Consider the following 13,102-nt stretch of genomic DNA (forward strand, 5'->3'; position numbering starts at 1 on the left):
GGCGCACGGAGTGCGTCCCGCAGGCGTCGGGACAAAGCGCACCGACAAGACATGGCGGTCTCAATACGGCGAGGAGGCGCTACGCCGGCCCGGCGTGCGCAGGGCGTGCAACGCGACGAAAAACCCACGTGCGCTCGGTCTATAATGCTCCGGTATGCCCGAAGGACATCCGGTAACCGGCCCATGCCCCGTGCAACCTTGCTGCGACAACGCCTGCTGCTGCTCTTCCTGGGCGGGATGCTCCTGCTGTTCTCGCCCCTGGTCATGCAGTTCGAGACGCTCGGCCGCTGGCTCGGGGCGCCTGTCCTGTTGATTTATCTGTTCGTGACCTGGGCGGCGTTGATCGCCATCGCGGCCTGGATCGTTTCGCGCACACGCGACTGATCCGCACGGACAACGACGAATGATCAACGGCCCGCTGATCATCGGCATCTCGTTCACCTACCTGGGGCTCCTCTTCGCGGTCGCCTACTGGGCCGATCGGCGCGCCGAGCAGGGCCGTTCAGTCATCGCGCGCCCGACGATCTATGCCCTCTCGCTGGCCGTCTATTGCACCGCCTGGACCTTCTACGGCAGCGTCGGTCGGGCCACCCAGAACGGCCTGGGATTCCTGCCCATCTATCTCGGCCCCACCCTGATGGCGTTCCTCTGGGGCTCGCTCCTGCTCAAGATGGTGCGGGTGAGCAAGTCTGAGCGCATCACCTCGATTGCCGACTTCATCGCCTCGCGTTACGGCAAGAGCCAGGTTCTCGGCGGCTTGGTGACCGTTATCGCCGTGATCGGCGTGGTGCCCTATATCGCGCTGCAGCTCAAGGCGATCGCCTGGAGCTTCACCATCCTGTCGCATTATCCGGAGGTCCGAATGCCGGTGCACGGCGACGGACCCTTTTGGGCCGACACCGCCTTCGTCGTCGCGCTGTTGCTCGCCGCCTTCACCATCCTGTTCGGCACCCGTCATCTGGATGCGAGCGAACGCCACGAAGGGCTGGTCGCGGCCATCGCCTTCGAGTCCATCGTGAAGCTCGTCGCCTTCCTCGCGATGGGACTCTTTATCGCATTCGGCCTCCTCGGGCTGGGCGGGCCGGAGTTGCCGCCTATCGAGGATAGCCCGCTGCTGCTTCCGTTGCTCGAGCCCGGTATCTCGCCCTTCGCCGACTGGTTCGCCATTTCACTGCTGGCCGGTTTGGCCGTGATGCTGCTGCCGCGCCAGTTTCAGGTCGCGGTCGTGGAGAACAGCGACGAGCGCCATCTGCGCCGTGCCATCTGGCTCTTTCCGCTCTATCTGTTGCTCATCAACCTCTTCGTGGTCCCGATCGCCATCGCGGGTCTCCTGACCTTCCCGGACGGGACGGTGAACGCCGATACCTTCATGCTGACCCTCCCGATCGCCTTCGAGCAACCATGGCTCGCGCTCTTGGTCTACATCGGCGGGCTCTCGGCAGCGACGGGAATGGTGATCGTGGAAACCATCGCACTCTCGACCATGGTCAGCAACGACCTGGTCCTGCCCGCACTCCTGCGACGCTGGCGCCGCCGTCCGCCGGCTGCGGACCTCGGGCGTCTGTTGCTGACCATTCGGCGCGGCGCCATCGTGGTGATCCTGCTGCTCGGTTTCCTCTACTACTGGCTGGCCGGAGAGGCCTACGCCCTGGTCGGCATCGGATTGATCAGTTTCGTGGCCGTCGCACAGTTCGCGCCCGCCGTAATCGGGGGGCTCTATTGGCGAGGCGGGACGCGCGAGGGCGCACTTGCGGGCCTGTCCGCGGGCTTTTTGGTCTGGATCTATACACTCCTGCTGCCCTCGTTCGCGAAGTCCGGTTGGCTCCCGCCGGCATTCATGGAATCGGGGCTCGGCGGGTTCGACATCCTGGCTCCGATGGCGCTGTTCGGCCTCACCGGCTGGAACGAGATCACCCACGGTCTCTTCTGGAGCCTGACCGCGAATATCGGTGCCTTTCTCTTCGTCTCCTCCCTGCGCGCACCCAATGCGGCGGAGGCATCTCAGGCCGGGATCTTCGTCGATGCCTCGCGGCGTACCGCGCTCGCAAGCGCACCCCTGTGGCGCGGGAGCGCGGAGATTACGGAGCTGATGACCCTGGCCGAGCGCTTCCTCGGATCGGCGCGAACCCGCGCCGCCTTCACGCAATACGCGCGCGTGCGCGGACTGGACTCGCCCGACACGCTCCCGGCCGATGCGGAAACCGTCTATTTCGCCGAGACGCTCCTTTCCGGCGCGATCGGCGGCGCCTCGGCCCGAGTGATGGTCGCCTCGGTGACCGACGAGGAGCCGATTGGGCTCGACGAGGTCCTGAACATCCTCGACGAGGCGTCGCAGATCCGCGCCTACAGCCGCCAGCTCGAGCAGAAGTCGCGGGCCTTGGAAGCTGCCACCGAGGAGCTGCGCGCGGCCAATATCCGGCTCCAGGACCTGGATCGCATGAAGGACGATTTCATCTCCTCGGTCACCCATGAGCTGCGCACGCCGCTCTCCTCCATCCGAGCCTTCTCCGAGATCCTCTTCGACGACCCCGACATCGATGGCGAACAACGCCGACGCTTCCTCGGCATCCTGGTCAGCGAGACCGAGCGGCTCTCGCGCCTCGTCAACCAAGTACTCGACCTCGCCAAGATCGAATCCGGCCATGCCGATTGGCGCACCGAGGTGGTGGAGCTACAGACCGTCATCCACCAGGCCGTGTCGGCCACCGAGCAATATGTCGAGGAGCGCGGCAGCAGCGTCCATCTCGATCTTCCCGACGGGTCCGCCATGGTTTGGGGCGACCGCGACCGAATCGTGCAGGTGCTGGTGAACCTGTTGTCCAACGCCGCCAAGTTCGCCCCGACCGGATCCGGCGAGGTCCGAGTACGACTCTCGCCCTCCCCCGCCGGTTGGCGGGTCTGTGTCGAGGACAATGGTTACGGGATCCCCGAGAGCGACTTGGAGCTGATCTTCGAGAAGTTCCATCAAACCGCCCGCGGCGGCGCGAAACCCGGCGGGACCGGGCTGGGTTTGCCGATCAGCCGCCGAATCATCGACAATCTGGGCGGCCGCATCTGGGCGGAAAGCGCGCCCGGAAAAGGTGCTACGCTTTGCTTCGAGCTGCCCGCCCATCCGGGTAACCCTTCGGACCGAAGGCCTGACCATGAGCCTGACCATGAATAAGCGGATCCTGATCGTCGACGACGAGCCCAACATCGTCATCTCGCTTGAGTTCTTAATGATGCGCGAGGGTCACGAGGTACGCGTGGCGCGCGACGGCGAGGCCGGCCTGGCCGCCGTGCGGACGCTCCGCCCGGACTTGGTGGTACTTGATGTCATGATGCCCAAACTCGACGGATTCGCCGTTCTCGAGGCGGTCCGCTCCGATCCCGGGCTGGCCGGCACACGGATCCTAATGCTGACCGCGAAAGGGCGCGAGGCCGAGCAGAGCAAGGGCCTCGCACTCGGTGCGGACGCCTACATGTCCAAACCCTTCTCGACCCGCGACCTGGTCGACAAGGTCAAGGAACTGCTTGATCGCACCTGACGAGGACGGAGCAACAGCATGCCCGAGACCGATCACCCGGTGAGCGAAATTTCCGATCTCCTGGCCGCGGGGGGAACCGACCAGGGTCTTCTGCGCAGTTTGGCGCGGCGGGAGCCTTTGATCGTCGGACCGGGGACCAGCCTGCGCGAGACCCTCTATCATTTCAGTCAGGATCATCTGGACGCCGCCGTCGTCTGCGATCCTGCAAGCGGCCTGCCGCTTGGCCTGATCCGGCTGCGCGACATGCTGCACGTGATCGGCTTCGAGGGCGGCGGGCTCGACGACCCTGTTGCCATTCACATGATCGGCGCACCCCTCACGCTCACCGCGGATGCACCCGCCCATCGGGCTCGGGTGATGATGGCCAAGCGCGGGGTCGAGCATCTGCTGCTGACCGAGCATGACGGGCGCCTCTTCGGGCTGGTCAACCAGGCCGACCTGCTGGGGCTTCGCGCCGGCGGTGCGGAGGTCCTGATCGCGGGCATCAAGGCCGCTCGCGACGTCGAGGCCATGGCGTTGGCCGCGGATCGGGTGCGGCGTCGCGGCGCCGAGCTCTTCCACTCCGGCATGGGCGTCGAGACGCTCTGCTCTTGGATGTCCGGGCTCAATGATCTGATCGCCATGCGGGTCATCGAGCTGATCGAAGACGAATTCGACCTCCCCGCCGTGTCCTGGTGTTGGATGGCCTTCGGCTCGGAGGGTCGCTTGGAGCAGACCTTCTCGACGGATCAAGACAACGGACTGCTCTTCGTGCCGCCGGACCCGGACAGCACCGAGACGGTCCGTCGGGCCTTTCTACCTTTCGCCCAAGCGGTCAACCAGGCACTTCATTTCTGCGGCTTCGAGCGCTGCCGCGGCAACATCATGGCCGGCAACCCCGATTGGTGTCTGAGCGCGGACGAGTGGCGCAAGCACTTCAAGACCTGGCTGCGCGAGCCCGACCCCGAGGCCCTGCTCAACGCCGTCATCTTTTTCGATTTCCGCCCGCTCTACGGCAGCGACGAGCCGGTCGACCGTCTGCGCGACTGGCTGAGTCGAACCGCGCCGGAGCAGACGCGCTTCTTCCACTGCCTCGCCGAGCAGGCGCTCGGTGTCGCCCCGCCGATCGGCTGGGCCGGACAATTCGCGTTCGATCGCAATCGCGATTTCCCGCACACGATCGACCTCAAGACCCAGGGCGCGCGTTTCTTCATGGACGCAGGCCGACTGTGGGCGCTCAAGCACGGCATCTGGGCGACGAGCACGGCCGAGCGTCTGCGCCTCGCCGGTGCTGCAAAGCGACGTGATCCCGAAGAGATCGCCGCCGAGATCGAGTCATTCCACCTCATCCAGCGGTTCCGCATCCACCAACAACTCACGACCAAGGACCCGGACGCCGTCAACCGTGTCGACCCCGACGACCTCAACGAGCTGCACCGATTGATGCTCAAGGAAGCCTTCAAGCAGGCGAAAAAGCTCCAATCGAGGCTGAAACAGGAGTTCGCCCCGTAGTTGTGCTGACGATAGGAGAGGCACAACGTGCGCCGACGGTGAACGATCTGGCGCAAGATCTACACCGGTGGTGGGAGGTGCCTCGCTACCGCTCGGCACATCCTAAGAGATTAATGTGGCTGCGAGGACGACGGCGAGGAGGAGCCCCGTCTCGGTGATTTCGACGAGGGCACCTGCGGTATCTCCGGTAAATCCGGCGATCCGGCTCATCATGGTTCGGCGCGACAGCCCAAAGACCGCAAGGGTCATTAGGCACAGCGCAAGCCCGATCCAGCCGGCGATCGCGATACTGACAATCCCCGCGATCAGGGTTGCCGCCCAAGCCGCGCGACGCGGCAGTTGCGCCATCTGCTCGGAGGCCATCCCCTGTGCACGCGCATAGGGTGTGGTCAGCATCAGCAGCGGCAATTGCGCCCGTGCCAGCAGCGGAATCAGCAGCAAGATCCAGGCGGAGCCGCTTGCGATCAGGGCCTGAATCCCGGCCCATTTCGCAATCAGGACGAGCCCGATCGCGGTCACCGCGGCCGGTCCGCTGCGCGGGTCCTTCATGATCTCGAGCGTCCGTTCGCGGCTCGCGATCCCGCCGACCCAGGCGTCCGCGCTGTCGGCCAAACCGTCCAGATGCAACGCCCCGGTGGACCAGACCCAGAGGATCAGGACGCAGCTCGCCGCGACACCCGGATCCGCAGTCGCAAGCGCGGTCCCGGCCAAGGCAATCAACACCCCCAACAGCACACCGATGGCAGGATACCAAGGCACCGACAAGCCCGAGAGTCGAGGCTCGAATGGGCTCGGCTCGGGAAACGGCAGACGTGTCAGGAGACGTCCGGCAAGCCAAAGCGGACGCAGGTCCACTTAGGAAGAACCGTGGCGCATGAGACTGGGTCGCCCGGGGAACTCCGGAACGCGCAGGCGCGACAGACAGGCCGGCGGAACCTCGATCAGGAGCGATGCCGCGGGCGGCATCCGCAGCACCTCGGCGAGCACGACCCGGATTACGCCGCCGTGGGTGACAGCCAGAGTGAAGGGCTCGCCCGCCTCGCACATCTGCCCCCAAGTCACCGTGACCCGCTCGCGAAAGACCTCGAACGGCTCGCCTCCGGGCGGCGCGTAGCCGACCGGATCATCCCAAAACCGGGTCAGCTCCTCGGCCGGGATCTGATGGGCAGCCAATCCCTCCCAGGCGCCGAAGCCGCGTTCGCGCAGACCTGGCAGGATGGCTAGGGGGAGTTTTTTGCTCTCGGCGAGGCGGTGCGCAAAGGCGCTGCAACGCAGCGACGGCGAGCAGACCACCCGCGACCAATCCGGGTTCACTGCGGTTGCACGCGTCATCTGATCCCAGCCTTCAGCACTCAAGGGATCGTCATGGCCGCCCCGAAAACGCGCGCCGCCCTGCGCCTCGCCATGGCGCAGCAGATCCACAAAGCGGTCCTGCATCAGGCCTCGCTCACCCCGGCCTCGCCGAAGGTCGCCATCTGCTGGTGCAGCGTGCAGGCCAAACGCAACAGGGGGACGGCGACGGCGGCGCCGCTGGCCTCGCCGAGTCGCAGACCCAGATCCAGCAGCGGGTCGGCATCCATCGCGGTCATGATGCAGCGATGTCCGGGTTCCGCGGAGCCGTGCGAGAACAACAGCCAATCGCGCACATCGGGCTGCAGGCGCACCGCCGCGAGGGCCGATGCGCTCACGATGAAACCGTCGACCAGCACCGGGAGACCGCGCTGGGCGGCCGTAATGAAGGCACCGACCATGGCGGCGAGCTCGAACCCGGAAAGGCGAGCCAGCAGCTCCAACGGGGTGCGATCGGAAGTCACATGACGTGCCAGCGCCATGGTGATGACCTCGGCCTTGTGCATGACCCCGGGCTCATCGAGCCCGGTGCCGGGTCCCACCAGTGCACCGGCCGGCAGATCCAGCAGCGCACAGGCCAAGGCCGTGGCCGGGGTGGTGTTGGCGATCCCCATCTCCCCGCAAATCAGCAACCGCGCGCCGCTGTCCACCGCACGCTCGGCCGCGGCGCGGCCGGCATTCATGGCCGCGGCGAGCTGCTCGTCGGTCATGGCCGGCTCACGCGCGATGTTTCCGGTTCCCGGACCGATGCGCTCGGGGCGTACGTTCGGGATCGACCCCGGATCCTCGACCGTCCCGAGATCCGTGATCTCCATGCGCGCATCCAGAGCACGAGCAAGCACCGAGATCGCGGCACCGCCACCCGCGATGTTGCGCACCATCTGGTTGGTCACGGCCTGAGGGAAGGCCGAGACGCCTTCGGCCGCAACCCCGTGATCAGCGGCGAACAGCAAGATCTGCACTGGATCGGGCGACGGTGTAGGGGTTCCCTGCAATCCGGCGAGCCGGATCGCGAGCTCTTCGAGTCGGCCCAGCGAGCCGCGCGGTTTGGTGAGCTGATCCTGCCGGCGTCGCGCCGCATCGGCGGCCATGGCATCGATCGGCAGACAGGGTTGGCTGATCCAACGTAGACCTTCAATCATGCCGCGTCTCCTTTGAGCACGAGGGGCAGACCGGCGACGGTCAGGATGACCTGCTCGCAGCGTGCAGCCAGATCCTGGTGCAGAACACCGGCCAGGTCGCAGAACCGACGCGAGAGCGCACCGAGCGGGATCACGCCCATGCTCGTCTCGTTGCCGACCATGATGAGGCGCCCGGGCGCCCGTGAAACGACATCGAGCAGTGCCCGGGTCTGATCGTGCAGACCCGATTCATCCGTTTTCATAAGCCAATTCGTCAACCAAAGTGTCAGACAGTCGACCAGGATGCAGCGATCGGGCGCACATTCGCGCGCCAGCACCTCGGCCAACAAGAGCGGTTCTTCAATGAGGCCCCAATCGGGTGGGCGACGTTCGCGATGCCCGGCAATCCGCCGGGTCATCTCCGCGTCCCCGGCGTGGGCGGTTGCCACATAGACGACCGGAAGGGCGCTTTCGATGGCCAGACGTTCGGCCAGTCGGCTCTTGCCCGAGCGCACCCCGCCGAGGATCAGGCTGCGTCCGCCCCCCTCGCAGCCGGACCTGAGCGGATCATCCCCGCTCAGAGCTCGACCCCTTTTTGCGCCATGATGCCGGCATCGAAGGCATGCTTGAGCGGGCGCATCTCGGTGACCGTGTCGGCGATCTCGATCAACTCCGCGGGCGCCGCACGACCGGTGACGACCGCATGCTGATGGATCGGGCGGTTCTGCAGGGCATCGAGAACCGCATCGAGCGGGACCAGGCGGAGCTTGAGCGCGATGTTGAGCTCGTCCATCACGACCATGCCGAAGGCGGGATCGGCGAGGAAGGCAGCCGCTTTATCCCAGGCCGCCATCGCCGCACGCCGATCCGCCTCGGCATCCTGCGTCTCCCAGGTGAAGCCCTCGCCCATCACGTGATACTCGAGCTCGGGAAACCGCCTGAAGAAGGCCTCCTCGCCGGTCGCGAAGCTGCCCTTGATGAACTGGACCACGGCGACCTTCATGCCGTGGCCCATCGCACGGGCGACCATCCCGAAGGCAGAGGAGCTCTTGCCCTTGCCGTTGCCGGTGTTGACGACCAAGACCCCGCAGTCCTGGTCGGCCCGCGCGATGCGGGCATCGACGATCTCCTTCTGGCGCTGCATACGCCGGCGATGGCGCTCCTGTGCGCTGTCGTCGGTCATTGCGGGCGGGCACGCTCGGAACGCGTCCCCGGCAAGGCGCGCGCCAAGGTTAGATGAACGACCGCAGCCAGCCCCACATAGACCATCAGGTGCAGCAGGGTCGCCGGCATGTAGGTCGCGAAACGTCCGAGCAGCTCGACCACGCTCAGGTCGGCAAAGCGACCGGAGAAGAGATAGAAGCCGCCGCTGGCGAAGAGCTCGGACAAGACACCGCCCGCGAGCAGCACGCCGAAGAGCAAAGGCAGGCTTTCCTTGGTCATCTCGAGCCGACCGGCCGACCAGCGACCCATGCCCCAGACCACACCGTAGGCCGGAACCAACATCCAGTAGGCCGGGGTCATGCAGTAGCCGCTGACACCGCCCCAACCGATGGCGGTCAGGTCGATGACGGTCGCCAAACCGAACAGGGCCGGGAAGCCCCAAATGGAGCGCAGATACAGGCCGGCCAGGAAGAAGACGGCCAGCGAGGCATCCGGAAGATGGTGCGCCAGCGGGGCAAACTGTTGACCGCGGGTCGCCGCCATGAGCGCGGCCAAGGCAAGGCCGATCAGGATACGGCTGCGAGAGTCGGTGATAGGGGTCATGAGGTCGTGATCTCCTGTTCGCGTCGCCGGGGCGACAATGTGGTGTTGCTCAAGTCCCGTGCGGCCATTGTAGGTGGTCGCACGGGGTGTCGAAAGCGATTCGATTGTGGGAGACATCCTGCCTCCTGTCTCCTGTCTCCTGTCTCCTGCCTCCTGCTTCCTGCCTTCAGCTATCAGCATTCATCAATCAGCTGGCGGCTGGCGGCCATTCTACGGCTCGTACCTCAAGGTCAGGTAAAACGCCCTCCCGGGCTGATTGAACAGATACGCGGTCTGGTAGTCCTCGTCGAGTGCGTTCTCGAGTCGGGCCTGAATGCGTACTGCGGGGGTGAAGGCGTACTCGGCGCGCAGACCCAATAGGGTATAGCCGTCCAATCGCTCGTCGTTGGCTAGATCATCGAACGTTCGCCCGGCGACATAGACGCTCAAGCCCGCCGACCAGCGTTCGAACTGACGGTCGAGGTCGAGCTGGACCATCTGCTCGGGGCGCCGCGGCAAGAGGTTACCCTGATTCGGGCCGTCCGAACGATTTTCGGGATCCAAGAGCGTGAGGCTCGCGCCGAGATCCCACTCCCGGATTCGGAAGATACCGGACGCCTCGAAGCCGCGGATGCGGGCCGATGCGATATTGGCCGGGGCGAAAGTCACCGAGTCGAACGTGATCAGGTCGTCGATGTCGGTCTCGTAGAGACTCAGCTCCCAGCGACCCAGCGGGAGCGTTCCGGTCAAACCCAGCTCGACGCTGGCCGAGTCCTCCGGGGACAGATTCGGGTTGCCGAAGCCGGGATAGTAGAGGTCGTTGAAGGTCGGCGCCTTGAAGGCGGTACCGTAGGACAGGGACACGCGAATCCCCTGATCGAAGAGGTAGCCCCAAGCGACATTGCCGGTCGTCTGTCCACCGAACTGCTGGTAGTCGTCGTGTCGCAGGCTCGCGGCAAGCTCGTTCGCCCCGATGGAGCCGAGATACTGTCCGTAGACACCCGTGTTGCTACGCGAGTCGTCCGTGTAGTCGACGGTTCCCGAGATCCGGTCGACCTGGTAGTCCAGACCCACGGTGAAGAGTTGATCCGGGATCAGGGCGAGATCGTTCTGGATCCCGAAACTGTCGCGCTCGGTCTCGAAGTTGTCGACGAACTGCTCAGGTACAAAGGCGTCGGAATAAAACGCCCGATACTTGTCCTGACTTCGACCGGCCGAAAGGATCAGGGTCCAGGGATCGAGCGGACGCAAGGTGCCTTCCACGCCGAACACCTGCTGCTCGGAGCGCGAGAGATTGCCCGAGAAGATGGAGCCGTCGAAATCGGTACGACTATCGGAGGTGAGGAGACTGAAATCGACCTTGGCCTTGTCGCTGAACTCATATCCGGCGCGCGCACTCACGCCCAGGTTGCGGTAGCCGTCGCGATCCGGCTCGTCCACGCCGCAGCCGGCGAAGGGGAAGGCGCGGCCGTCGCACGCGTTGATACCGTCGGTTTGCTCCATGTTGGCCCCGAGGTCGAACCAGCCACGCTCGCCGCCGCCGGAGATGCCGCCCGCGATACTCGCGGTATCGAAGCTCCCGGCGCCGACGCTGAACCGCGGACGCAACGGACCGCCGCCGCGGCGCGTGAAGATCTGGATCACGCCGCCGATCGCCTCCGATCCGTAGAGGCTCGAGCGCGGGCCGCGCACGACCTCGATGCGCTCGATCTGAGCGATCGGCAAATCCTGCAACGGCGCGGTGCCGAGGGTCGCCGAACCCACCTTTACGCCATCGATCAAGACCAGGACATGGCCGGCATTGGTCCCGCGCAGGAAGATCGACGCCGGCTGACCGGCTCCGCCGCTGCCCGAGATCGAGACGCCCGGCAACCCGCGCAGCGCATCCGGAACAGAGCGAAACTGACGACGCTCGATCTCCTCGCGATCGATCACGCTCACGGAGGCCAGGGTCCGATCTTCGGACTCGGGCGTTCGCGTTGCAGTCACCACCAGGGGATCAAGGGTCACGGTCTGCGTGTCTGCATAGACAGGCAGGCCGAGCGGCAGCGACACGGCCGCCGCCATAAGAGGGAATCTCATCGACAAACTCCGACAGAGGCCCGAGCGCACCCGCAAGGGCCAGCACATGAAGAGGTCGACAGAGGCAGAACGGACGAGAGCGGAGCCGCGAAAGTGGGACGGGGCCAGCATCCCGGCCGGTCGCCCCGCGCGACCCCGGTTCGAGGCTCCGCTCGATGGCTCGAGGACGACAAGGTCCGACAGCAGGTCGACACTTGCACGCACGCGAGACGCATCGAAACGGTCCCCGATTATCCGGCCGGTCTCCGGGCTTACGAGCGGGGTCGGATCCCGGACGCGGCGCCTTCCCGTGATGACTCACAGTGGCATTTCGCCGCGTCTTGACTCGTCTACCGTTGCGGGGGCAGCGCCGGCTTTGCGGGTCCCGAGGGCACCGCGCACCGACTTCCCGTTTAACCCCGAAGGCGAAGGCCTTCGAGGCACCGGACAATCAGCGCGGAACTGTAGGGTTTTCGGGATCGCCGCGTCAATGTGTCGACACGCAGGCCGACATCAAAGACTGACTTGGATCAATCGTAGGCTGCCCTCGGAGTCGATTGCTCGGCATCCGTGCCGACCTTCCGGGTCGAATCCGGTTTCGGCAGAATCCATGCGCCGGGGTCGATACCGCATTCAGGCACTCAAGGCGGTTATGCCCCGAAGACGGTTCCGATCAAGTAGGCGGTGTAGCCGACGTAGCAGGCAAGCAGCAGCATGCCCTCGACCCGGTTGATTCGACCGGGACCGCGGAATCCGTAGCCGATCACGAACAGGGACAGCGTCAGCAGGCCCATCACCAGCATGTCCCGGGAGATGACCTCCGGCGGCACGGCCATCGGATGGATGGCCCCCGCGATCCCGACCACGGCCAGGGTGTTGAAGAGATTCGACCCGATCACGTTGCCCAAGGCGAGATCATGCTCGCCCTTACGCGCGGCGATGATCGACGATGCCAACTCCGGGAGCGAGGTGCCCACCGCAACGATCGTCAGACCGATGATGAGATCGCTCACGCCCAAGGCGTGGGCGATCTCGACCGAGCCCCAGACCAGCATGCGCGAGCTGATGATCAGGAAGACCAGACCGACGCCCAGCCAGAGCAAGGCGCGGCGCAGCGGCATCCGCGCGTGATCGAGCTCCTGCGTGACCTCCCCGGCCAAGGCATCCGAGCGTTCCCGCAGACCTTGCAGGATGGTCCAAGCCATCAATGCCGCAAAAACGCCCAGAAAGGCCCAGGCGTCCATGTGGGTCAGCTCGCCGTCCATGAGCAACACCACGGCGAAGAAGGTGACCCCCGCGAGGATCGGCAGCTCTTTGCGAAGTACGCTCGAGTGAACCGCGATGGGGCTGATGATCGCGGTGAGACCCAGGATCAGCGCAATGTTGGTGATGTTCGACCCATAAGCGTTGCCGAGCGCAAGCCCCGGGTTGCCCTGAAAGGCCGCAATGGCCGAGACCACCATCTCCGGGGCCGACGTCCCGAACCCGATGACGACCATCCCGATCAGCAAGGGCGGCATCCCGAGATGCTTCGCGGTCACCGCGGCGCCTTCGACGAAGCGATCGGCACTCCATAGAAGCAGCGCCAGACCGAGGAAGACCGAGAGTGATGCTAGGACCATGGGACGCTTGACGCCTCGAAGTGGGATGCGGGGGTGCGGAGGTTGCGGAGTCTACAACGCAGGCGCAGGCATGCGAAGCACCGGCACGCGAGGGCATCCTCACCGAGGGCTAAACCGCGCCCGGTGCGATATGCGTCATGTGTTGGAATGGCTTGGCCGCGCCAGCCCCGACGACTGTCGGAGC

Annotated in this window: 12 protein-coding genes and 1 riboswitch; of the genes, 4 read left to right on the plus strand and 8 right to left on the minus strand. The window is 65.5% G+C overall.

Going from position 1 to position 13,102, the window contains the following annotated elements; genetic code table 11:
• Window positions 1–183 precede the first annotated feature (183 nt).
• From GPT33_RS03595 to GPT33_RS03610, 4 genes are read left to right on the plus strand one after another with little or no spacing between them, the layout of a single operon-like run.
• Window positions 184–384, plus strand: a complete 201-nt coding sequence (locus GPT33_RS03595) for a hypothetical protein (protein ID WP_093028158.1) — start codon at window positions 184–186, stop codon at window positions 382–384.
• Window positions 385–403: 19 nt separating this feature from the next.
• A complete protein-coding gene (locus tag GPT33_RS03600) occupies window positions 404–3,163 on the plus strand; it encodes an ATP-binding protein (protein ID WP_296805916.1) in 2,760 nt (919 codons plus the stop codon).
• Entirely contained in the window at window positions 3,156–3,527 is a 372-nt protein-coding gene (locus tag GPT33_RS03605; RefSeq protein ID WP_296805932.1) for a response regulator, read from the plus strand. Before GPT33_RS03600 ends, GPT33_RS03605 begins: the two co-directional genes overlap by 8 nt.
• A gap of 18 nt (window positions 3,528–3,545) precedes the next feature.
• Window positions 3,546–5,018 carry a DUF294 nucleotidyltransferase-like domain-containing protein gene (locus GPT33_RS03610; RefSeq protein ID WP_296805918.1) on the plus strand — a complete coding sequence of 491 codons (1,473 nt, stop codon included), beginning with the start codon at window positions 3,546–3,548 and terminating at the stop codon, window positions 5,016–5,018.
• A 102-nt stretch (window positions 5,019–5,120) separates the two neighbouring features.
• On the opposite strand, the gene GPT33_RS03615 is transcribed toward GPT33_RS03610, so the two are convergent.
• From GPT33_RS03615 to GPT33_RS03650, 8 genes are all read right to left on the minus strand, one after another.
• Window positions 5,121–5,873 carry an adenosylcobinamide-GDP ribazoletransferase gene (locus GPT33_RS03615; RefSeq protein WP_296805919.1) on the minus strand — a complete coding sequence of 251 codons (753 nt, stop codon included), beginning with the start codon at window positions 5,871–5,873 and terminating at the stop codon, window positions 5,121–5,123.
• On the minus strand, window positions 5,874–6,455 hold the full coding sequence (locus tag GPT33_RS03620; RefSeq protein WP_296805921.1) for a histidine phosphatase family protein: 582 nt from the start codon (window positions 6,453–6,455) through the stop codon (window positions 5,874–5,876).
• On the minus strand, window positions 6,455–7,510 hold the full coding sequence (gene cobT, locus GPT33_RS03625) for a nicotinate-nucleotide--dimethylbenzimidazole phosphoribosyltransferase (RefSeq protein ID WP_296805923.1): 1,056 nt from the start codon (window positions 7,508–7,510) through the stop codon (window positions 6,455–6,457). The genes GPT33_RS03620 and cobT overlap by 1 nt, the downstream gene beginning before the upstream one ends.
• Window positions 7,507–8,070: a bifunctional adenosylcobinamide kinase/adenosylcobinamide-phosphate guanylyltransferase gene (gene cobU / locus GPT33_RS03630; RefSeq protein WP_296805934.1), complete on the minus strand. Its 564-nt coding sequence runs from the start codon at window positions 8,068–8,070 to the stop codon at window positions 7,507–7,509. Before cobU ends, cobT begins: the two co-directional genes overlap by 4 nt.
• On the minus strand, window positions 8,067–8,672 hold the full coding sequence (cobO, locus tag GPT33_RS03635) for a cob(I)yrinic acid a,c-diamide adenosyltransferase (protein ID WP_296805925.1): 606 nt from the start codon (window positions 8,670–8,672) through the stop codon (window positions 8,067–8,069). The genes cobU and cobO overlap by 4 nt, the downstream gene beginning before the upstream one ends.
• Entirely contained in the window at window positions 8,669–9,256 is a 588-nt protein-coding gene (locus GPT33_RS03640) for a hypothetical protein (RefSeq protein ID WP_296805926.1), read from the minus strand. Before GPT33_RS03640 ends, cobO begins: the two co-directional genes overlap by 4 nt.
• 210 nt (window positions 9,257–9,466) lie before the next feature.
• A complete protein-coding gene (gene btuB, locus GPT33_RS03645) occupies window positions 9,467–11,317 on the minus strand; it encodes a TonB-dependent vitamin B12 receptor (protein WP_296805928.1) in 1,851 nt (616 codons plus the stop codon).
• A gap of 218 nt (window positions 11,318–11,535) precedes the next feature.
• Window positions 11,536–11,759: riboswitch (cobalamin riboswitch) on the minus strand.
• 187 nt (window positions 11,760–11,946) lie between these two features.
• Window positions 11,947–12,918, minus strand: a complete 972-nt coding sequence (locus tag GPT33_RS03650) for a calcium/sodium antiporter (RefSeq protein ID WP_296805929.1) — start codon at window positions 12,916–12,918, stop codon at window positions 11,947–11,949.
• Between the last annotated feature and the right edge of the window lie 184 nt (window positions 12,919–13,102).

The sequence above is a fragment of the Thiocapsa sp. genome, from assembly GCF_011390875.1.
In the GTDB taxonomy this organism is placed as follows: domain Bacteria; phylum Pseudomonadota; class Gammaproteobacteria; order Chromatiales; family Chromatiaceae; genus Thiocapsa.